The following is a 19,307-nucleotide window of genomic DNA, read 5'->3' on the forward strand; positions in this document are numbered from 1 at the left end:
CTGGAGGACGGAAATCAATGAATGTATTAGTAATCGGCGGCGGCGGCCGGGAGCATGCGCTCGTTAAAGCGCTGAGCCGTTCAAAGCATACGGAAAAAATACACGCGGTACCCGGTAATGACAGCATGAAAAAATATGCTGAAATTCATAACGGTATCAGTGATTCGGATATAGAACCGATTGTTGAACTTGCTGTGAAGGAGAATATTACGTGGACTGTCATCGGCCCGGAAGCACCGCTCACTGCAGGTCTCGCTGATTCACTTGAGGCTGCAGGTGTCAAAGTATTCGGTCCGAGAAAGCGTGAAGCTCAGCTGGAGTCATCAAAAACTTTCGCAAAAAACATCATGATGAAATACGGCATTCCGACTGCGGAGTACCGTGCATTCACGAATTTAATCGAGGCATCGGAATACGTGAAAGAACAAGGGGCACCAATCGTTATTAAAAAGGACGGCCTTGCTGCCGGAAAAGGCGTTGCTGTTGCGATGACTGAAGACGAGGCACTCGATGCCCTGCGTGAAATGTTTGTTGAAGGTGAAAACAATCCGGTGGTCATTGAGGAATTCCTTGAAGGTGAGGAATTCAGCTTAATGGTGCTTGTAAATGGTGAGTACACTTTACCGTTTGACATCGTTGCCCAGGATCATAAACGTGCATTTGACGGAGATACAGGACCGAACACAGGCGGTATGGGTGCCTATGCACCGGTGACGCATATCGGTCATGATGTTATCGACGAAGCGGTTGAAAAAATTGTTCAGCCGACTGCGGATGCAATGGTTAAAGAAGGACTGGATTATTTCGGTGTCATGTATCTCGGAGCAATTATTACTAAAGACGGCGTTAAAACAATTGAATTTAACGCCAGATTCGGCGATCCGGAAGCCCAGGTACTGCTCGAACTTCTCGAATCGGATTTTATCGATGTGCTTGAAGCAGTTAAAAATAAAGAACCTTATAAACTGCAGTTCAGCAGTGATTCAATGCTCGGTGTCATTATGGCATCACAGGGATATCCTAAAGATTACGACAAAGGTACCCAGGTTGTTATACCTGAATCAATTGAAGATGAAGTGTTTAACAGCGGCCTTAAACATGTCACAGACGACCGTTATGAAACGGCGGGCGGCAGAGTTATGCTAGTAACAGGACGCGGCAATACGCTTGAAGATGCAAAACAGGCGGCATATAAAAATACAGAGCAGATAGAATTTAATAATGATGCACTGTTTTACCGGAATGATATCGGTGAACGGGGCGTTTAGACAGATGATTATTTCATCTGTCTTTTTTATTACAAAAAATGGGTATAGCGGAAAGCATCAATTCATAGTATACTAATATGGATTTTGAAAAATTGGAGGAAATACAATGAAGAAATTATCGATACTGTTAATGACAGTATTTATGCTGATGCTTGCGGCATGTTCGGATGACAGTAATGTCGAAGAATCAATTACCGATTCTGAGAACGGTGAATCAGCAGAAGGGGAAACAATTGATTTCAGCATTATGTCTTTGCCGAACTCACTTGACCCGCACGCAGCAAACGACGGTTATTCGCTTTATGTGATGACAAACATTTATGAAACACTTGTAAAACTTAATCAGGACCTAGAATTAGAGCCGGGTCTTGCCGAAAGTTACGAGCAGATTTCAGAAACTGTATGGGAGTTCAAGCTTCGCGAGGGAGTTAAATTCCACGACGGCAGCGACTTTAACGCAGAAGTAGTTAAAGCAAACCTTGACCGCGTGCGCGATGAAGAAGTAGGCGCACCGCTTGCATTTCTTTTCACAGAGATTTCAGAAGTGGAAATTATTGATGACTACACGGTTCAAATACATACAAAAGAACCATTTGCAGCACTGCCTTCACACCTCGCACATCCGGGTGGGCACATGATCAGTAAAGAAGTAATCGATAAAGATTATGCTCAAATTGAAGAAGGCGGAAATCCGCTGACTGAAGTGAACCGTACACCAATCGGTACCGGGTTCTTTAAGTTTGAAGATATTACTGAAGGTGAGCAGATTACATTAGTACGTAACGAAGAATACTGGGGAGAACCGGCGAAGCCTGCATCGATCATCTTCAGAGCAGTTCCGGAAGACCAGTCACGTATCGCTGAATTAACTGCAGGAACGACGGACCTCATTTATCCGATGGACCCTAACGATGTTGAGCAGGTCGATGCAAACGAAGGCAGTGAAGTACAGCAGCGTCCGAGTGCGAACATGACGTACTTAGGATTCAATACTGAGAAAGAACCATTCAACGATAAAAATGTACGTCTGGCAATCGCATCTGCAATTGATAAAAATGCGATTATCGAAAGTATTTTAATTAATATTCATGAAAAAGCAGAAACACCGTTAAACCCGACAGTTTACGGTTACAGTGAAGATCTTGAGACAATCGATTACGATTTAGAACAGGCTAAAGAATATATGGCACAAAGTAATCACCCTGACGGTTTTAAAGCTGAAATTGTTTTAAACTCAAGAACACATCAGGATGTTGCGACATACCTTCAGGAAATCTTAGCTGAAATTGGTGTCGACCTTGAAATTTCATTAATGGAAGCTGGTGCATTCCAGGAATATACTTCGAACGGGCATCACGAAATGTCTATGGGCAGCTGGGGAACTGTCACACTGGATGCAGACTATGGCCTGTATCCGATGTTCCACTCTGACAACATTGGAGCAGCAGGAAACAGCACAAGATATTCAAACCCTGAAGTTGATGAATTATTAGACAACGCACGTGTAGAAATGGATGAGGAAACACGTCTTCAAATGTATGAGGACGCACAGCAGATCATTATTGATGAATCACCGCTTGTTCCTATATATCACACGAAATTATTAACGGGGATTAACTCTGACCTGGACGGTTATTATCAGTACCCGAGCAGTTTCCCTTACCTTAAGAATTTAGAGTAACTAATGGATAATGAACCTCCGGTGATGCAGAGCATTGCCGGAGGTTAGTTTTTTGATGGTGGAGGGCGGGTTGGATGACAACGGTGGCTCGCCGTTGTGAACCGGGGTGTCTGGAATGACAACGGTGTTTCGCCGTTGTGAACCGGGGTGTCTGGAATGACAACGGTGGCTCGCCGTTGTGAACCGGGATGGCTGGAATGACAACGGTGGCTCGCCGTTGTGAACCGGGGTGTCTGGAATGACAACGGTGGCTCGCCGTTGTAAACCAAAGCGGCTGGAATGACAACGGTGGTCATCTACCCCCAACCGCCCCCGAACCACCTGCCACCGCATCATATATCCACCGTTTTTTTACAAAAAAAGACAAAAAAATCACATCCAATACATAGAAATTTCACACTTTTCAGCTGTTTTATGCTACTATTTATTTACTTATTACTTTTTTCTCAGAGTAATATAAAAAGGATGATAATTTATGAAGAAGTTACTATTAACTGGCTACGAACCGTTTTTAAAATTTAAAACCAATCCGACACAGTCTGTCGTGGAGAGTTTAGAAGGCAAAGTAATCGGAGATTATAAAATTATCGGCAAGGTTTATCCTGTTGTATTTAAGGAAATAAATGCATTGATAGAGCAGGATATCGAAGACATTGAACCTGACGCTGTCGTGTCTTTAGGGCTTGCGAGCGGAATCTCAAGTATTCATCTCGAGCGTATCGCGATTAATACGATCGACGGACGTAAGGATAATACCGGTTTTAAACCTGATGGTGAGAAGATTTATGAGAATGGTGCAGACGGTATTTTTTCTACATTGCCGTTGAAGCAGCTTGAATCTGCATTGCTTGATGAGAATATCCCTGTAAATATTTCAAATTCGGCCGGTACTTATTTATGCAACAATTTAATGTACAGCGAATTACATTATTTACAGCAGAAGGAACTGGATATTCCGGCAGGTTTTATCCACGTGCCGCCAAGTCATGAGATTGGTATTGCACAACGTGTGCCGAGCTGGTCTCAGGAAGACATTACTCGCGCGATTCATATTATTATTGAAAACCTGCAGTCAAATTAGGAGGACATTATGGAGTTAGTAAAAGTTAGCAATTATGAAGAAATGAGCAAGAAAGCATCGGAAATTTTATTTGATGTTATTAAAGAAAATGAAAAACCGGTTATCGGTCTTGCGACAGGTTCTACACCTGAAGGGACTTACAAAGAGCTGATTCAGAAATTAAACGGGAGTGACGTTGATCAGAACAACATTACAACGTTCAACCTGGATGAGTATGTGGGTCTCGATAAAGACCACGAACAGAGCTACTCATACTACATGCACGAAAACTTCTTTAATCACGTGTCAATCCCGGCTGAAAACGTTCATTTATTAAACGGTAAAGCGGAAGATGCTGAAAGTGAAGTGACTGCGTACGAAGAGGCGATTGATGAAGCCGGTCTTGATGTACAGTTATTGGGTATCGGACGTAACGGTCACATTGCATTTAACGAACCTGGAACGTCTTTCGAGTCATTAACTCACGTTGTGGACTTAACGCCGGAAACTATCGAAGATAACTCACGTTTCTTTGACAATTTGGGCGACGTGCCTTCAAAAGCATTCACTATGGGATTAAAGTCTATTATGAAAGCTAAAAAGGTAGTCATTCTGATTTACGGTGAAAACAAAAAAGAAGCACTTCAGGCACTGTTAAGCGGTGAAGTAACGGAAGAGAACCCGGCTTCTGTTTTAAATAATCACAACGATGTAACAATCATTGCAGATGCTGCTGCGATTGGTGAATAGAATTAAATTATGAGATAATACTTCTAATACATATGTGTTAGGAGTATTTTTAATGAATGAATACAAACAGAAAATAATATATACAGCAGCGATGCTCGTTATATTTTTAATTATCGCGAATACGATAGTCGAAGTGAACTGGATACTGCAGGTCATTGCGGTACTTTTTTCAGGCTATTATATTTGGCAGAGTGTTAGATCCATGAAAGAAGAACAAAAAGAAAAGTATTAAAATAACGGCACTGAATTCTAAAATTAGATTTCAGTGCCGTTTTATACGTTTTTGACATTATTTAAAAGTTAAACTTTCTGTTTCTCCGCTACTTCCATCTGGTTTCTAATTCGTTTCGGAATCATAACGACTTCTGTTTTTAAGTTTTTCGGACGGTAAGTCACATCGATACATCTTTGGAAATAATCGAGGTGCTTTTTATCGATGCATTGTTCAGTTTCCGAGCTGGAGCCGCCGTCATCTGCCTGAATAGAATACCAGTAAAGATAATCGTGAACACCCATAGTGTCTCTCATTATTGTCTCGACAAACATTTTCTCGCCATCCAGCGTAAGAAGTACATCGCTCATATGTTCATTTAGGAATTCCATCCATTGATCGACCAGTTCTTCTTTACCTTTCTTCACCCTAAATCGTGTTAATTCTACTTGCATATTCAGGACTCCTTTGTTTTTCGTCTACATCATGATACAACATTCTTATGCTTTGTCAACAATAAATCAGCATTTTTTTTTCATCGTGAAATAAGCGCATATTTTAACGATAAATAGAAATTTATTTTTAAGTAATTTATTGCACAAAAATGCATTCAAAAATGAAATAATCCCGTTCACACTTTGTGTGAGCGGGATGTTTATACATCATTTTATTTTCTGATGCGCTTAATGTTTTTCATAATGCCGCTTTCTGTGGACAGCACGCTTCTCTTATAGACGAAACCTGCGAGTCCGAGAGTAATAATAATCGTAATTACCATAATGCCGATACCGATGAGCATCGGTGCATGTCCTGTATCGCTGACGAGCAGGCGGAGCGGCATGACGAACGGTGTAAAGAACGGGAAGTAGCTCGTAATGGTTACTGCAATGTGATCTGCAAACGACATGCCGCCGAGCGCGATAAAGTACCCGATCATGCTGAGCGTCGTTACAGGCATGAGCCCCTGCTGCAGGTCTTCCATTCTGCTGATGAATGAGCCGAGCATGGCAGCTACTGACAGGTAAAGTACAAGACCAAGAATAACGTAAATGATGCAGTAAACAACAATTTTTGTTGTCTGTTCATTGGCTTCCAGTCCGAATTGATCGAGCAGTGCAGACGTATCCGAGAAATAAAATGCAACGAGGCCTCCTGCAGTAATTAAAACGACCTGCAGCACGCTGACAGAAATCATCGCGAATACTTTCGCCATTAAATGCTGTGTCGGACGAATGCTGGATACGATCATTTCGATAACCCGGGATGATTTCTCATTTGCAATTTCCGTTGCAATCTGACTGGCGTAGTTAAGAATAATGATGAACATCAGAATGACCGAAAAATAGAAAATAATCATATTCAGCAAATTCATCTCATCGTCATCGGCTGCTTCAAAGTCACCTGACTCATCGTCTGCAGCAACTAAAAATTCAACGGGGACTTCCGCATACATCTGGGCAATTTCGTCCTGGCTCAGCCCGAGCGTCTGCACGACGTAAGCACGGTTTGTTTCATTTAATGCAAGCTGAATACTTTCTTCCTGCGAAGATGAAATTTCTTCTTCCATCCGCATTTCCACTTCAAGCGGCTCGTTATTTATAACTTCGAGCACCGCACTGCCGTCATCATCAACAATTTCAATCGTATCGTCATAGGACTGGAGCGTCGGTTCAAATACCCCGAGGAACGTTTCATCTGCTTCAACTTCAAGCGTTACTGTATCGTCTTCCGAGTCGAACAGGCCAATAATTTTATCGAGGTTGAACGCGATAAACATCCCGGCGATAATGATCAATGTTGTAATTAAAAATGATTTCGCCTTAAGCTTTGAGAGGAACGTGAGTTTGAATGTCGTCATAAATTTATTCATAATCACGGCCTACTTTCGATATGAAGATATCATTTAATGACGGTTCACTCACCTGGAATTTTTTAAAGAACCCGATATCCGTAATACGGTTATAAATATCTTCCGCATATTTTTCCTCGGCAATTTTAATGACATACTTATTTCTGACCTGTTTCATTTCGAGCACGCCCGGCATATCTTTTATAAATGATATATCGTGTTCTCCCTCGATGATGACTTCTTTCTGGCCGAAGTCTTTCTTAATCTGGTCAATGTTGCCGCTGACAATCTGTCTGCCGCGGTCGAGTATGCATAATTCTTCGCACAGTTCTTCTACGTGTTCCATACGGTGGGTGCTGAATATAATAGTGGAGCCCTGTGCATTTAATTCTTTTACAGCGTCTTTCAGCAATTCCACGTTCACGGGATCCAGTCCGCTGAACGGTTCGTCCAGAATAATCAGTTCGGGGTTATGGATGATGGAAGAAATCAGCTGGATTTTCTGCTGGTTCCCTTTGGAAAGTTTTTCGATTTTCTTAAATTTATTTTCCGTCACCTTAAAACGGTCGAGCCAGTAATCCAGTGCTTCATTTGCTTCTTTTTTGGACATACCTTTCAGTTCCGCCAGATAGAGCACCTGTTCCGATACTTTCAGTTTTGGGTGAAGTCCGCGTTCTTCAGGCAGATAGCCGATCTTATCCGTCATGTGATAACCGATTTTTTCTCCGTTATACGAAATGGAACCCGATGTCGGAGTGAGGAGTTTTAAAATCATGCGGAATGTTGTGGTTTTACCGGCACCGTTACCGCCGAGAAAACCGTACATACTGCCTTTCGTTACATTGATGTTAATTGAATCCACTGCTGTGTGTTCACCGAACACTTTGGTAATGTCTGAAATTTCCAGAGCCATAATAATCCCCCTTAACTTTATTAAGGTAATTTTACCATAATGCTTAATTACATAAAAATCGTTATAATAATAGTGGGATTTACGAGAGGACTTTAACTTGAACAGCGATGAGTAAATACTTAAGCGGCAGACTTGTGCCTGTTACCGCACATCGTTTGTCGGCAATTGTGAAATCAGATAAGATATACTTTATCGATAACGGACAGCTGACATGTAAAGCACCGTACGACTTATGCAGAGCATTTACGAAACAGCAATTAGAAGAAGATTAGAGGCATTATATTATATGGGAATATTATTTGAAGCATTTCAGCCGGTCATTCCGGTATTTGTTGTAATCTTCATGCTGATTACGGTCATTACGCTGATGATTAACGTTAAACACGGCTACCAGCTGGATTCAATTTCGAAGAGAATAAAGTATTTATCAATAATCGGTTTGACGATGAGCATCGTCGGGATCCTTCTCGTCACGCTGATGCCGACGTCAAACGACAGCGATATCGTCGAACTGACACCTTTTTTAAGCATTCGGGAGATGTGGTATTACGCAACGACAGAAGCGCTGATTAACAGTGTGCTGATGAATATTGTACTGTTTGTACCGGCAGGTTTTTTCCTGTATATCATTATCAGAAAAGAGCTGCTGACAACGATATTCTGCCTGACACTGTCGATATTTATCGAAACGATGCAGTTCCTGCTGCCGATCGGCAGAATTACGAACATCGATGATATTATTTTAAATTCCATCGGCGGAGTTGCCGGAACGCTGCTTGGTGTTGTATTTATAAAGTTTAAAAATGTTTACTATCTCCTGTTTGGTGGTAAATAGATATACAACATATAAAAAAGGGGATGTTGTCTATGTACAACAAATTAAAACATATCGAAGGTGTGAATCTACTGCCGAAAGAAGTAGTTGGACCGGCTCTTGTAGGATCAGTGGAGTATTTTAACGGGGAGAAAAGTACATACCACGGATCATTAGTTGCGACGACACACAGATTGTTTATGAATCTCGAAGATAATGATTTAGTATGCGTGGAGGAAATCAGTTTTGATAATATTACGCGTATTACAGTTGAAGAACTGCTGATGGTGGGACACATCCTTCACATTTGGCAGGACGACAAGCTTCTCATCAGCATTAAGAGCATATCTGAAGGGAAACTCGAAAAATTTCTCGAATTCTATTATAAATACAAAGCGCAGCATGCTGCAGATACTGCATCGGCAGAAGCGCTTGCATAACGAACAAAAAGCCGGGTATCGCCCGGCTTTTTTTATGTGTATAATGACGGTATCAATAGTGAAGGTGACGAGATGAGACTTAAAATAATTATGCTGATGACAGCTTTACTTATACTGACAGGCTGTTCAAGCTTCAGAGAAATTGATGTATCGGAAGATGGAGAAACAAGACGTATTACGACAGAAGACACGAATGAAATTGATATTCCCGCACAGCCGGAAAACATCGTGCTGTTCCGGACAATCGATGCCGGAAATGCTGCTTTACTGGGATTTGATGTAAGCGGTGTCAATGCAGGATTGAAAAATAACAGTACCGTGGAAGAGGAGTTTGGTTCAGAAGTGACATATCTGGAACCGGGAGATATTGATTCATTGAAAGAAATTAACCCGGATTTAATAGTGACGTATTCACCGGATGAACACTTTGAAGCGTACATGGAAATTGCGCCGACAATCAGAATTACTTATTCTTCGGGGATTATGAGCCCGTTCAATCCCCGTGCGTATTTAACACAGCTGTATTATTTAGGTGTCATACTGAATAAAGAACAGGAAGCGAATAAAATAGGTGATGAGTGGGAAGCGGAAACGACAGTGCTGAAACGGGAACTGTATGAACAGGTGGAAGACAGACAGGCGCTTGTCGCGGTGGAACATGAAGACGGTTATGTTATGTATAATGAATATATGAGTTACGGAACTGAGGCGGTGTACGATGTGCTTGGGTTCCAAATGGACAGCAATGCCAAAGACAATCTGAAAGACAGCTTATTTGATGTGAAGCAGCCGGCAGATTTTCGGGAATTTGAAGCGGATTATATGTTTGTAAATGTGGAAAATACGAATAACCCCGCACTGCAGGAAGAATTTGCAGAAGTGCTCGGTATTCCGTCGGACCACGTAATTTTACTTAACAGCGAAGATTATATTACGAATGATTTAATATCGGTCAGGGAACAGACGGAGTATATCGTTAACAAAATTAATGAAGCAGGTGAGTAGAATGTCAGTCATTTATCCGGAAGAACTCGGAATGTATTTTAACCAGGGAAAATTTGAGACGATTTACTTTCAGACATTAAAAGGATATCAGGATGTTATGCCGCTTGATCAGTTTAAAAGAGAAGCGTCACAGTTCCATGAAGGTACCGGTGACTTTCAGCTGTATAAATACAATCAGCTCGAACCGGGAGTGCTGCGCTACAGTTATGTGGACTATCAGACGATGCGCATGATTACCGCTGCGTTTTCCATTGAACGGGATATTGTCGGACTGCAGTTTGGGATGTTTGAGAAATTTGAAACCGATGAAATTTATACGGAAAAAGAATATATACTGCCGTTTCGAACGGACTGGTTCGTGCTGTGGGGCGGGGACAACAGTTTTTGGAACTATCACTACCCGCATTCTTCCCAGCGCTATGCCTATGATTTTATCGTTAAAAAAGACGGCAGACCGTACGACGGGGACGGACGCCGTTTAACCGACCATTACAGTTACGGTGAAGCGGTCACTGCACCGGGTGCCGGTACAGTAGTTAAAGTGTACGACGGTATTGCGGATAATGCACCGTTTTCAATGAATATGGAAGAGCCGCAGGGAAATGCGATTGTAATTAAGCATGCCGATAAAGAATTCTCCCTGCTCGCACATTTAAAAGCGGGAACGATTCTCGTTGAGGAAGGATCAGAAGTGCGCCCGGGAGATATTATCGCAGAATGCGGCAACAGTGGAGCGAGCGACACCCCGCACCTGCACTTTCACGTAATGGATGCACCGGTACCGGAAAAAGCATTGTCGATACGCATCCGCTTTGAAGGCCTTCAGTTTGAACCAAAACAGGGTGATACTTTACGGGGTGAATAATTGGTGAAAATTATTTTATCGGTATTTATGTTTTTAAATTTGTTATCGGATTCCGGTGAGGAAATCGTGCACAAGGAATTTAATCAGATCGATAGAACACGGTTTTTAGATAATCTGAGTCAGTATACGGAAAGGTCATTTACTTTTGCTGCAACAGGGGACATACTGATTCACGACTATCTGTACGAAGATGTGGAAACAACAGACGGTTATGATTTTGAATCCCGGGTTGAAAGTGTTGCACCGTATTTACAGCAGCAGGATCTTGTGTTTATGAACCAGGAAACACCGATTGGCGGAGAAGCACTTGGCTTAAGCGGCTATCCTGCGTTTAACGCGCCGGAGGAAGTGGCAGATCTTCTGAGTTATTTCGATGCGGATATCGTAAACTTTGCAAATAATCATACGCTTGACCGTGGTGCAGACGGAGTAATTGCGACAGCTGAAAACCTGACTGAGCGCGGTATTGATTATGTCGGTGCCAATGTCAGCCGGGAAGACATGGCACGCGACAGAATATTTAATGTTAACGGCATAGATGTCGGGTTTTTAGCATATACATACGGTACTAACGGGATTCCGGTGCCTGAAGGACAGGAATATCTGGTGAATATTATCGATATGCAGAGAATTGTATCGGACATTGAAGCGCTGAGAGAGAAAGTCGATGTGCTGATTGTCAGCTATCATCAGGGAGTGGAATACGATGATTTTCCACGTGAGGAACATATCCCTGAATACCGCATGATGGCGGATGCAGGTGCCGATATTATCGTCGGTTCGCACCCGCACACACTGCAGCCGATTGAACATTACGAAAAAGAAGACGGTACGGAAGCGGTTATTGCCTATTCGATGTCTAACTTTTTCAGTGCCCAGCAGTCGCTGAATACGCGTCTCGGAGGGATTCTTGAAGTTAATATTGAACAGTCCGGCGGTAAAACGGACATCGGTGCGGTGCGTTTTATGCCGACTTATGTCGACAGCAGCGGGTACGAAGACTTTTATCTTCACCCGCTGGCGGATATGGAAATGGATGATGTTTACGGTGATGTCCGGGCGCATATGACATCCTACAGCGACCGGATTGATTTTGTACCGTACCTCGACTAGTCTTCCGGTTCTTCCTTTTTAATGATTGAAATAACCGATGCTGCACCGAGCACGAGCAGCAGAATAATCAGCGGAATATTCCATGAAGCACTTAAAAAATCCTGTGAGAAGTAGTAAATTGCACCCAGTGCAACAATGATTAATATAATATTTAAACCTTTGCTTACCTTGAACATAACGTTCACCTCTAAATGTTTGTTTTCTTTAATTTATAGTATCATAATGGTGACAGAAAAGAATTTGAGGAGAGATTTTAATGAACTATTTAATGAGTGTTCAGGTTTTACCGTACCATCCGGGCGATGCTCAGGTGTATTCGCACACGACAGGTGCAATTGAACTGATTGAAAACAGTGGACTGACACATTTTGTCGGACCGCAGGAAACAACTGTGGAAGGCAGTCTCGATGAACTGTTTAACTTAGTTAAAAAGATTAATGCTCACCTTGCAAATGAAGGATGCGAGCATGTGACGACGAACATTAAGCTCGTACAGTCGAAAGAAGAAAACAACATCAAGGACATCTTAAAAGATTACTATGAATTTGAAGATGACGAATAGGAAGAGCGAATACGCTCTTCTTTTTTGTTATAATAACTTTGAGAAAAACGTAAAGTAAGGTGATGTCATGGGAGAATGTCCGTACTGCAAACATAATTGGACATACAGGGAAAAACTGCTGGGCTATGCACTGAAACCAAGGACGCGTATTAAATGTCCGGAGTGCAAAGAGTATCTGGAGCCGTCTACATTATCAATAATATACGATTACATTGCGATACTTTGTGTGGCGCTGTTTATCTTTATATTAATTCCGATTATGAGCTGGCCGATTGTGCCGTCCCTGTTAATCAGTTTTATAATGTTTCTGCTTTATTTACTGCTGTTTCAGCCGCTGACGGTGCGCTTTAAACATTATGAGTACAATATAAAAGATAAAACAAAGGGGTAATAATATGTTTACTTTTAATAATACGACAGAGGTGCACTTCGGTGCAGGTGTGCTGCAGACTGTCGATACAGTGCTTGAAAGATACGGTTATAAATCATACGTTGTAATTGCATCAAATTCGCAGGTTAAAAACGGTATTACCGAACTGCTCGATTCGCTGCTGCCGGGACAGATTAAAGCAGTCGTGTCGGATATTGAAGAGAATCCGACAGTCGGCAATGTCGATGATATTATTAACGCTGCAAATGAACATGGTGCAGAAGCACTGATTGCTGTCGGCGGGGGATCGACGATGGACGCAGCTAAAGCAGCAGCGGCGGCAGTTGTTAAAAATGTGGATGCACGCACAATTATTTACGATAAAAATATTACCGAGGCGCTGCCGGTGATTGCACTGCCGTCAACGAGCGGTTCAGCTTCCGAAGTGACTCCGTTCAGCGTAATCAGCGATAAGGAAAAAGGTGTGAAAACATCTATCAGCGGAAAAGCGCTGTATCCGAAAATTGCATTTGTGGATCCGGAGCTTACATATACATGTCCGCCGAAAGTCACTGCGATTTCAGGTATCGATGTAATCTGTCATGCACTGGATTCGCTCGGTGCGGTGAACAGCAACCCGATTTCCGACAGTCTCGCAGTTACGGCACTGCGCCTGGCATTCAGTAATCTCGATACCGCGTACCGTGAAGGAGCAAACGCCAAGGCGCGTTCCAACATGGCACTTGCAAGTGCAACGGCGGGTATCGGTTTCAGCCAGACAGCAACGAGTGGTTCGCATGCGATGAGTTATTATTTAACGTCGGAATTTGATATACCACATGCTGAAGCATGTGCATTCAGTCTCGACCAGTGGATTCTTCATAACGCAAAAGCGGAATCGAAACTTGATGAAGTGAGTGTACAGCTCGGTTTTGAAAACACAGAAGCGTTATCGAAAGAATTAAATGAATTGAAAAAACGTCTCGGACTCCGCACAACATTTGAAGAACTCGGTATTGAACGTAAACATATACCGGAAATAGCACGCCGCACGATGACAGCAGGAAATTACAAAAATAACATCGCGCAGCTGTCCGAAGAAGAAATTATTGAAATGCTTGAAACGAAGTAATTATCGGAGGGTTTATGAATGGCTAAAAAATATATAAGAGTCGTCGGAGCAGTAATTGAAGATGATAATAACTTTATCTTATGTGCTCAGCGTCCCGAAGGTAAAAACCTTGCGCTGAAATGGGAATTCCCGGGCGGAAAAATAGAAGAGGGCGAAACACCTGACGAAGCGTTAAAACGTGAACTGGTTGAAGAAATGACACTGGACATCAGTATCGGTGAAAAAATTACGACGACTGAATACGAGTATGATTTCGGCATTGTAGAACTTACAACGTACTACGCTAAAATTCTAGCCGGAGAAATTGAACTGCTGGAACATGTACAGATGAAATGGGTGGATCCGGCGGAAATCGATAAACTTGACTGGGCACCTGCAGATATTCCCGCAATCGGGATTATAAAACGAAAAAGTGGGAATAGAGTATAGAAGTGTTAATTAAGGGGGAATCATTGTGGATCTTATCAAGGGATTATTAGCTTTAGTATTTAAATTGTTCGTGGTCTTATTTGCATTAACTGCTGTTGCAGCAGTCGTACTTGCATTTATACTTAAAAAAGATGTAGATGAAATCCGTGAATTCACTGAAAACATTAAGCATGACTTATATCGCGGCAGACAGTAAAATAAAGAAAGTTCCCGGAATTATTCCGGGAACTTTTTATTTGCTGTTGAGTGCTCTGTCGAGCGTTTCAATATTTTTACGCATCATCGACTGGTATGTCGCATCTTCAGGGTCATCCTGTGTCAGGGATTCCAGGTTGTTAAAGTAGAGCGGCTCTGTATTTGTCTCGCCGCGTATTACATCTGTTACAGATGATGAAACGTTTGGTTCATAAAGAATGTAGGGAATATTCTGCGCTTCGATATTCTCGATAATGTCAGCCAGCTCCTGCTGCGACGGTTCCTGGTTGTTCAGACCGCTGATGCCGCTCTGATGGAAACCATACTGATGAGCGAGGTATCCGATTGATTCGTGAGAAATATAAACGTCCATATTGACCGGATCTTCAGTCACTTCACGCAGTTCCGCATCGATATTTTCGATATCGGCTTTCAATACTTCAAAGTTTTCATTATACATATCGGCATCTTCAGGACGATGTTCAACAAGTGCATCTTTTACTGACTCCGCCATTTCAGCAGCAAGTTTCGGGCTCAGCCATATATGCGGATCAAGGGCACCATGGTTGTGGCCATCGTGTGAATTTTCGTCGTGTCCGTGATCGTCGTGTGATTCTTCTTCGTGTCCGTGGTCGTCGCTGTGACTATGATCGTTCTCAAGAAAAGCTTCCGTATCAATATCAGCAGCTGTTTCAATTACTTCTGTATCGTTATTTATCGTTTTGGCAATACTTTCAGCAACAGGGTCCAGGTCATTTGAAGTGGTCATAAACAAATCACCGTCTGAGTAAGCCATCATATCTTTCTGCGTCGGTTCATACGAGTGCATGTCGGCGCCGGATGGATAAATAGATTCTACATTAACAGTATCGCCGGCAATCTGTTCAACGAAACTCGTCAGCGGGAAGACAGTTGTATATATAGTAAAGTCGTCATTGTTATCACTTGTTTCTTCGCTGGTGCAGGCGGCAAGTATTAATAACAGAATTAAAACAGGGAACAATTTTTTCATGGATAACCTCTCTTTATCGTAATGATTACGATTTAAAATTATATAGGAATATGCCGAAATGTGCAACAGTATATTTTAGATTAAGAAAGACTTGAATTTTTCCGGCTCTGCTAGTAAAATAGATAAGGTGATTTACAAAAGTATATACCAATCATCTATGTGCGTGGATGATCAACTGGCCAGTTGATTCGAGTATATTATCATCTAATATCGATTTAACTTAACGAAGGAGGCGACAGAAATGAGAGTAATCGTTACACTAGCTTGTACTGAATGCGGAGACCGCAACTACAGCACTAAGAAAAACAAAAGAAACAATCCAGAGCGTATCGAAATGATGAAATTCTGCCCTAGATTGAACAAGTACACTCTACACCGTGAAACTAAATAATTTCTTATAGCTATCATCTCCGGATGATAGCTTTTTTTTATATTCCATTTAATTATGTTATAATTACCGATGGGTAATTAACCAGAAAAAGTAAGGAGAGTGCTTTTAATGACAGTAATTATGGACGGAAAAAAAGTAGCAGCACACTTATCCGAAGAAATTAAACAGGCTTTGGAAGTTTCCGAATCACACGGTATTAAACCAAAAGTAGCTTTCGTAAGAATTGGAGATTTATCAGATTCAATCTCATATGAAAATGCTGCGGTAAAACGTTTTGAAAAACTGGGTATGGACACAGCACAGTACCACTTCCCGGAAGATGTATCAGCAAAAGTGTTTTTAACTAAATTCAGAGAAATCAATGAAGATTATTCTATACACGGAATTCTGCTGCTGCAGCCGCTGCCGAAACATATTCCTATGAAGCGCGTTGCGGAAATCATGAACTCATTTAAAGATATCGACGGCATGAAAGCGTCGAACCTTGGTAAAGTTCTGACAAACGATTCTGACCGCCTTGAGCCGTGTACGCCGGCAGCTGTTATGAACATGCTTGATTTTTATGAAATCGACTTAAAAGGTAAAAACGTTACAGTAGTCGGTGCAAGTGCAGTAGTCGGAAAACCTTTATCACTGTTAATGATGAACAGAGATGCAACGGTAACGACATGTAACCTGTACACAGACAGTCTTGTCGATAAATGTAAAGACGCAGACGTCATTGTCAGCGCAGCAGGTGCAATCAACCTGATTGACGAAGAACACGTTAAAGAAGGTGCAGTCGTTGTCGATGTCGGCATTAACTTTACAGAAGAAGGCAAGATGGTCGGAGATGTGAACTACGAAGCTGTTAAAGATAAAGCATCGTACATTACACCAGTTCCGGGCGGAATCGGTGCAATTACTACGACAGTACTTGCATATCACCTTGTAAAAGCGACAGAGCACCAGAAAGAACCGGTATTATTCCTCGAAAAATAATATCAGCTTTTTGGCAGTATAAAAATATCGAGAATATCCATAAACGGTACGAAGGTAAAATCTTCGGTACCGTAAATCTGACCAATGAGCACCATGCTCCATTGGTCTATTTTTATTATATGGAGAGAAACGTTGAACCGGCCGCCGTCGTAATAATAAGCAACCCGGATCGGCAGTTTCTCTTCTGCTGCATATTTTAAAGTCTGTTCGATTTCAACGAGCCGGTCATCCGACAGCTCCGGGCGTTTAATTTTCGTCTGGTCGCTCATCAGTCTGCTGACATTCTCAAACTGCTCCGGCATCGTGGCAAACGGCGCCCACTTTACCATACCGCGCCCTTCAGGCATGTCTTCCCGTAAATTTTCAGAAGGATAATTTCCATCGTGCATCACAAATCCCTTCTTTCTTTATCCGTTAACCACATTATACGAACATATGTTCGATTTTTCAAGGCGCATATTTATGGTAAGTTATAGAGGATATAAAAAGTGAGTGAGGCAATAAGATGAGACAGAAAATAGTATGGGGTATCATTACGGCGATTGTCCTCGCTGTGCTGCTGCTTCCATTAGTCGATAAAACAAGCGGAACAACGAGAGTCATCGTGGATCATACAAGTAAGGAAATTGTTTATCCCGCCTGCTACGATCAGGCTGATTTAACGAACTGGATAGATGAAATGTCATTCAGCAATGCGCTGAACGAATATGAATACGATGTGAGAGACGACTGTTCGAAAGAACATCTGCAGGAAGGCAAAACGAGCGTTCTCATGAGAATATTTGGATAGAATAATGTGTTGAACCGGAGCTGTAAGAAGCTCCGGTTTTTTTGTTTTTATTGGTTTATCGTTTATTTGGAAGTAAATTCCAAAATTAGCGGAGTTCGTGTAAAAGGTAAACCAGATTTGCTATTTTTGTATTAAAGTAACTTTTTTAAAAGGAAATCGCTGTTTTCGCCTATATATAGGGTAGAGGGATCTTTTTATTAAGGAGGAAACAGCATGTACTTAAATGACAGAAAAGCGGGACCGGAATTATTGCACTACCGGGCACTCGGCAAAAGAGCCAACTTAAGTTTTGACGATAAGAGGAACTTAAAAGTATATGAAGACGGATTTTCGGGAGAATGTCTGTACGACAAACTGTTCGACGAAATCGGGCACGATAATCTTTATATATTCCGCGACGTTTATCTTACCGCCGGAAAAAGCGGAGCACAGTACGACAGTATCATTATTTCCGGGGATGAGATTACGATTAATGAAATTAAAAATTACACCGGGGAATATTACTATAAAGAAGGGCGGTTCATAAAGAATGGGGAAATTGTTCCGGACAATCCTTTTACACAGGTCGAACGGGCCGCCGGAAAATTATACCGAATCTGCCGCAATAGCAGGATTAATGCGGATGTTATCACAAAAGTTATATTTCCTAACGACGATTTCAAATTATATTCCGAAGATAATTCCATCTGGAAAAACATCGTAATACGTATGGACATGAAGAAATACTTCCGCAGTTTTAAGGTGCAGCATAATACGGAAAAAGCCGGCCGGCTGGTGTCGATGATCCGCGGACACATTTCTGAGAACCCGTATTTTAACGGAAGCAGAAATACCGGCGATATTCGTCGGGGATTGTACTGCGGCAACTGCGGAAACTTTAATCTGATAAAAACCCGATACCATCGCGAGTGCAGCCGCTGCAAAACGAAGGAATCCAATGAAACTCATATGCTCCGTGCGATGAGTGATTACAAATATTTATATTACGGGGGTGAGATGACACGGAGAAAACTGATGGAATTAATCGGGGATGATTTTCATCCGGAAGTTTTTAGAAGAGCACTGAATAAATATTGTGTGAAAAATAGAAAAGGGAAAAACACAGAGTATGTCTTTAAATACTATGATTTTGAAGAAGCAATGCAGCATCTGGATCAAACATCCAAATATAAAAATTATCATGCGGAATTTTGAGTGGATTTGGCTAATCAGATGTTGTGGTTTATGGAACGACGACGTTTACGGTGTCTTGGATGTTGTGGTTTATGGAACGACGACGTTTACGGTGTCTTGGATGTTGTGGTTTATGAAACGACGACGTTTACGGTGTCTTGGATGTTGTGGTTTATGAAACGACGACGTTTACGGTGTCTTGGATGTCGTGGTTTATGAAACGACGACGTTTACCGTGTCCTGGATGTTGTGGTTTATGGAACGACGACGTTTAAGGTGTCTTGGATGTTGTGGTTTATGAAA

26 protein-coding genes are annotated in these 19,307 nt (G+C 41.9%); 20 read left to right on the forward strand and 6 right to left on the reverse strand.

Annotation, left to right across the window (positions count from 1 at the left end; all coding sequences use genetic code 11):
• Positions 1-17 precede the first annotated feature (17 nt).
• From purD to RZ44_RS10480, 5 genes are all read left to right on the forward strand, one after another.
• A complete protein-coding gene (gene purD / locus RZ44_RS10460; protein ID WP_035811182.1) occupies positions 18-1,268 on the forward strand; it encodes a phosphoribosylamine--glycine ligase in 1,251 nt (416 codons plus the stop codon).
• Between the two features lie 106 nt (positions 1,269-1,374).
• Positions 1,375-2,949: a glutathione ABC transporter substrate-binding protein gene (locus RZ44_RS10465; RefSeq protein ID WP_035811184.1), complete on the forward strand. Its 1,575-nt coding sequence runs from the start codon at positions 1,375-1,377 to the stop codon at positions 2,947-2,949.
• A 475-nt stretch (positions 2,950-3,424) separates the two neighbouring features.
• A complete protein-coding gene (locus tag RZ44_RS10470) occupies positions 3,425-4,030 on the forward strand; it encodes a pyroglutamyl-peptidase I (RefSeq protein ID WP_035811186.1) in 606 nt (201 codons plus the stop codon).
• 9 nt (positions 4,031-4,039) lie between these two features.
• Entirely contained in the window at positions 4,040-4,759 is a 720-nt protein-coding gene (nagB, locus tag RZ44_RS10475) for a glucosamine-6-phosphate deaminase (protein ID WP_035811188.1), read from the forward strand.
• Between the two features lie 52 nt (positions 4,760-4,811).
• Complete coding sequence (locus RZ44_RS10480) at positions 4,812-4,991, forward strand: hypothetical protein (RefSeq protein WP_035811191.1); 180 nt, start codon at positions 4,812-4,814, stop codon at positions 4,989-4,991.
• Between the two features lie 68 nt (positions 4,992-5,059).
• Here RZ44_RS10480 and RZ44_RS10485 read toward each other — a convergent pair whose 3' ends face one another.
• The 3 genes from RZ44_RS10485 to RZ44_RS10495 all read right to left on the reverse strand — a co-directional run bounded on the left by RZ44_RS10485 (position 5,060) and on the right by RZ44_RS10495 (position 7,732).
• Entirely contained in the window at positions 5,060-5,425 is a 366-nt protein-coding gene (locus tag RZ44_RS10485) for a DUF6176 family protein (RefSeq protein ID WP_035811194.1), read from the reverse strand.
• 212 nt (positions 5,426-5,637) lie between these two features.
• Positions 5,638-6,840: an ABC transporter permease gene (locus RZ44_RS10490; protein WP_035811196.1), complete on the reverse strand. Its 1,203-nt coding sequence runs from the start codon at positions 6,838-6,840 to the stop codon at positions 5,638-5,640.
• Positions 6,833-7,732 (reverse strand): ABC transporter ATP-binding protein, encoded by a 900-nt coding sequence (locus tag RZ44_RS10495; protein ID WP_035811199.1) that lies wholly within the window; start codon positions 7,730-7,732, stop codon positions 6,833-6,835. The genes RZ44_RS10490 and RZ44_RS10495 overlap by 8 nt, the downstream gene beginning before the upstream one ends.
• Positions 7,733-7,839: 107 nt before the next feature.
• Between RZ44_RS10495 and RZ44_RS11370 the strand changes: the two genes are divergently transcribed.
• The 6 genes from RZ44_RS11370 to RZ44_RS10520 all read left to right on the forward strand — a co-directional run bounded on the left by RZ44_RS11370 (position 7,840) and on the right by RZ44_RS10520 (position 11,969).
• Complete coding sequence (locus RZ44_RS11370; protein ID WP_171816130.1) at positions 7,840-8,004, forward strand: hypothetical protein; 165 nt, start codon at positions 7,840-7,842, stop codon at positions 8,002-8,004.
• 14 nt (positions 8,005-8,018) lie between these two features.
• Positions 8,019-8,567 (forward strand): VanZ family protein, encoded by a 549-nt coding sequence (locus RZ44_RS10500; protein ID WP_035811201.1) that lies wholly within the window; start codon positions 8,019-8,021, stop codon positions 8,565-8,567.
• A gap of 32 nt (positions 8,568-8,599) precedes the next feature.
• The gene (locus tag RZ44_RS10505; RefSeq protein ID WP_052108983.1) at positions 8,600-8,986 is read left to right on the forward strand and encodes a PH domain-containing protein; all 387 of its coding nucleotides are present in this window, start codon (positions 8,600-8,602) and stop codon (positions 8,984-8,986) included.
• A gap of 72 nt (positions 8,987-9,058) precedes the next feature.
• On the forward strand, positions 9,059-9,991 hold the full coding sequence (locus RZ44_RS10510; protein ID WP_035811204.1) for an ABC transporter substrate-binding protein: 933 nt from the start codon (positions 9,059-9,061) through the stop codon (positions 9,989-9,991).
• Position 9,992: 1 nt separating this feature from the next.
• A complete protein-coding gene (locus RZ44_RS10515) occupies positions 9,993-10,856 on the forward strand; it encodes a M23 family metallopeptidase (RefSeq protein WP_035811207.1) in 864 nt (287 codons plus the stop codon).
• A gap of 3 nt (positions 10,857-10,859) precedes the next feature.
• Positions 10,860-11,969: a CapA family protein gene (locus RZ44_RS10520; RefSeq protein ID WP_035811776.1), complete on the forward strand. Its 1,110-nt coding sequence runs from the start codon at positions 10,860-10,862 to the stop codon at positions 11,967-11,969.
• On the opposite strand, the gene RZ44_RS10525 is transcribed toward RZ44_RS10520, so the two are convergent.
• Positions 11,966-12,145, reverse strand: coding sequence for a hypothetical protein (locus RZ44_RS10525; RefSeq protein WP_035811210.1), 180 nt, complete (start codon positions 12,143-12,145; stop codon positions 11,966-11,968). The two genes, RZ44_RS10520 and RZ44_RS10525, sit on opposite strands and share 4 nt — an antisense overlap.
• Positions 12,146-12,225: 80 nt before the next feature.
• On the opposite strand from RZ44_RS10525, the gene RZ44_RS10530 reads away from it, so the two are divergent.
• From RZ44_RS10530 to RZ44_RS11375, 5 genes are all read left to right on the forward strand, one after another.
• Positions 12,226-12,531 carry a thiamine-binding protein gene (locus tag RZ44_RS10530; protein ID WP_035811213.1) on the forward strand — a complete coding sequence of 102 codons (306 nt, stop codon included), beginning with the start codon at positions 12,226-12,228 and terminating at the stop codon, positions 12,529-12,531.
• Positions 12,532-12,598: 67 nt separating this feature from the next.
• Positions 12,599-12,922, forward strand: coding sequence for a TIGR04104 family putative zinc finger protein (locus RZ44_RS10535; protein WP_035811216.1), 324 nt, complete (start codon positions 12,599-12,601; stop codon positions 12,920-12,922).
• Between the two features lie 4 nt (positions 12,923-12,926).
• Positions 12,927-14,033, forward strand: coding sequence for an iron-containing alcohol dehydrogenase (locus RZ44_RS10540; RefSeq protein ID WP_035811219.1), 1,107 nt, complete (start codon positions 12,927-12,929; stop codon positions 14,031-14,033).
• An 18-nt stretch (positions 14,034-14,051) separates the two neighbouring features.
• Positions 14,052-14,462 (forward strand): (deoxy)nucleoside triphosphate pyrophosphohydrolase, encoded by a 411-nt coding sequence (locus tag RZ44_RS10545; protein ID WP_035811222.1) that lies wholly within the window; start codon positions 14,052-14,054, stop codon positions 14,460-14,462.
• A 25-nt stretch (positions 14,463-14,487) separates the two neighbouring features.
• A complete protein-coding gene (locus RZ44_RS11375) occupies positions 14,488-14,658 on the forward strand; it encodes a hypothetical protein (RefSeq protein ID WP_171816131.1) in 171 nt (56 codons plus the stop codon).
• A gap of 36 nt (positions 14,659-14,694) precedes the next feature.
• Here RZ44_RS11375 and RZ44_RS10550 read toward each other — a convergent pair whose 3' ends face one another.
• A complete protein-coding gene (locus RZ44_RS10550) occupies positions 14,695-15,669 on the reverse strand; it encodes a metal ABC transporter solute-binding protein, Zn/Mn family (RefSeq protein WP_035811224.1) in 975 nt (324 codons plus the stop codon).
• Positions 15,670-15,910: 241 nt separating this feature from the next.
• On the opposite strand from RZ44_RS10550, the gene rpmG reads away from it, so the two are divergent.
• Both rpmG and RZ44_RS10560 read left to right on the forward strand, forming a co-directional pair.
• Positions 15,911-16,060, forward strand: coding sequence for a 50S ribosomal protein L33 (rpmG, locus tag RZ44_RS10555; RefSeq protein WP_035811226.1), 150 nt, complete (start codon positions 15,911-15,913; stop codon positions 16,058-16,060).
• A 108-nt stretch (positions 16,061-16,168) separates the two neighbouring features.
• Positions 16,169-17,041, forward strand: a complete 873-nt coding sequence (locus RZ44_RS10560) for a bifunctional 5,10-methylenetetrahydrofolate dehydrogenase/5,10-methenyltetrahydrofolate cyclohydrolase (protein ID WP_035811228.1) — start codon at positions 16,169-16,171, stop codon at positions 17,039-17,041.
• 2 nt (positions 17,042-17,043) lie between these two features.
• On the opposite strand, the gene RZ44_RS10565 is transcribed toward RZ44_RS10560, so the two are convergent.
• Entirely contained in the window at positions 17,044-17,430 is a 387-nt protein-coding gene (locus tag RZ44_RS10565; protein ID WP_035811229.1) for a YolD-like family protein, read from the reverse strand.
• 116 nt (positions 17,431-17,546) lie between these two features.
• Between RZ44_RS10565 and RZ44_RS10570 the strand changes: the two genes are divergently transcribed.
• Together RZ44_RS10570 and RZ44_RS10575 are read left to right on the forward strand one after the other, a co-directional pair.
• Positions 17,547-17,831, forward strand: a complete 285-nt coding sequence (locus tag RZ44_RS10570) for a hypothetical protein (protein WP_035811231.1) — start codon at positions 17,547-17,549, stop codon at positions 17,829-17,831.
• Positions 17,832-18,044: 213 nt separating this feature from the next.
• Positions 18,045-19,025 (forward strand): nuclease-related domain-containing protein, encoded by a 981-nt coding sequence (locus tag RZ44_RS10575; protein WP_035811232.1) that lies wholly within the window; start codon positions 18,045-18,047, stop codon positions 19,023-19,025.
• Positions 19,026-19,307: the final 282 nt, after the last annotated feature.

Origin of the sequence: Jeotgalicoccus saudimassiliensis, from assembly GCF_000756715.1 — a bacterium.
Lineage (GTDB): Bacteria > Bacillota > Bacilli > Staphylococcales > Salinicoccaceae > Jeotgalicoccus > Jeotgalicoccus saudimassiliensis.

What these genes read in the sequence shown, in the direction of transcription:
- rpmG (WP_035811226.1), top strand. Translation starts at nt 15,911, where the DNA reads ATGAGAGTAATCGTTACACTAGCTTGTACTGAATGCGGAGACCGCAAC.
- RZ44_RS10525 (WP_035811210.1), bottom strand. Translation starts at nt 12,145, where the DNA reads ATGTTCAAGGTAAGCAAAGGTTTAAATATTATATTAATCATTGTTGCA.
- RZ44_RS10550 (WP_035811224.1), bottom strand. Translation starts at nt 15,669, where the DNA reads ATGAAAAAATTGTTCCCTGTTTTAATTCTGTTATTAATACTTGCCGCC.
- RZ44_RS10510 (WP_035811204.1), top strand. Translation starts at nt 9,059, where the DNA reads ATGAGACTTAAAATAATTATGCTGATGACAGCTTTACTTATACTGACA.
- RZ44_RS10560 (WP_035811228.1), top strand. Translation starts at nt 16,169, where the DNA reads ATGACAGTAATTATGGACGGAAAAAAAGTAGCAGCACACTTATCCGAA.
- RZ44_RS10485 (WP_035811194.1), bottom strand. Translation starts at nt 5,425, where the DNA reads ATGCAAGTAGAATTAACACGATTTAGGGTGAAGAAAGGTAAAGAAGAA.
- RZ44_RS10575 (WP_035811232.1), top strand. Translation starts at nt 18,045, where the DNA reads ATGTACTTAAATGACAGAAAAGCGGGACCGGAATTATTGCACTACCGG.
- nagB (WP_035811188.1), top strand. Translation starts at nt 4,040, where the DNA reads ATGGAGTTAGTAAAAGTTAGCAATTATGAAGAAATGAGCAAGAAAGCA.
- RZ44_RS10480 (WP_035811191.1), top strand. Translation starts at nt 4,812, where the DNA reads ATGAATGAATACAAACAGAAAATAATATATACAGCAGCGATGCTCGTT.
- purD (WP_035811182.1), top strand. Translation starts at nt 18, where the DNA reads ATGAATGTATTAGTAATCGGCGGCGGCGGCCGGGAGCATGCGCTCGTT.
- RZ44_RS10465 (WP_035811184.1), top strand. Translation starts at nt 1,375, where the DNA reads ATGAAGAAATTATCGATACTGTTAATGACAGTATTTATGCTGATGCTT.
- RZ44_RS10570 (WP_035811231.1), top strand. Translation starts at nt 17,547, where the DNA reads ATGAGACAGAAAATAGTATGGGGTATCATTACGGCGATTGTCCTCGCT.
- RZ44_RS10530 (WP_035811213.1), top strand. Translation starts at nt 12,226, where the DNA reads ATGAACTATTTAATGAGTGTTCAGGTTTTACCGTACCATCCGGGCGAT.
- RZ44_RS10565 (WP_035811229.1), bottom strand. Translation starts at nt 17,430, where the DNA reads ATGCACGATGGAAATTATCCTTCTGAAAATTTACGGGAAGACATGCCT.
- RZ44_RS10490 (WP_035811196.1), bottom strand. Translation starts at nt 6,840, where the DNA reads ATGAATAAATTTATGACGACATTCAAACTCACGTTCCTCTCAAAGCTT.
- RZ44_RS11370 (WP_171816130.1), top strand. Translation starts at nt 7,840, where the DNA reads ATGAGTAAATACTTAAGCGGCAGACTTGTGCCTGTTACCGCACATCGT.
- RZ44_RS10540 (WP_035811219.1), top strand. Translation starts at nt 12,927, where the DNA reads ATGTTTACTTTTAATAATACGACAGAGGTGCACTTCGGTGCAGGTGTG.
- RZ44_RS10500 (WP_035811201.1), top strand. Translation starts at nt 8,019, where the DNA reads ATGGGAATATTATTTGAAGCATTTCAGCCGGTCATTCCGGTATTTGTT.
- RZ44_RS10495 (WP_035811199.1), bottom strand. Translation starts at nt 7,732, where the DNA reads ATGGCTCTGGAAATTTCAGACATTACCAAAGTGTTCGGTGAACACACA.
- RZ44_RS10515 (WP_035811207.1), top strand. Translation starts at nt 9,993, where the DNA reads ATGTCAGTCATTTATCCGGAAGAACTCGGAATGTATTTTAACCAGGGA.
- RZ44_RS10545 (WP_035811222.1), top strand. Translation starts at nt 14,052, where the DNA reads ATGGCTAAAAAATATATAAGAGTCGTCGGAGCAGTAATTGAAGATGAT.
- RZ44_RS10535 (WP_035811216.1), top strand. Translation starts at nt 12,599, where the DNA reads ATGGGAGAATGTCCGTACTGCAAACATAATTGGACATACAGGGAAAAA.
- RZ44_RS10470 (WP_035811186.1), top strand. Translation starts at nt 3,425, where the DNA reads ATGAAGAAGTTACTATTAACTGGCTACGAACCGTTTTTAAAATTTAAA.
- RZ44_RS10505 (WP_052108983.1), top strand. Translation starts at nt 8,600, where the DNA reads ATGTACAACAAATTAAAACATATCGAAGGTGTGAATCTACTGCCGAAA.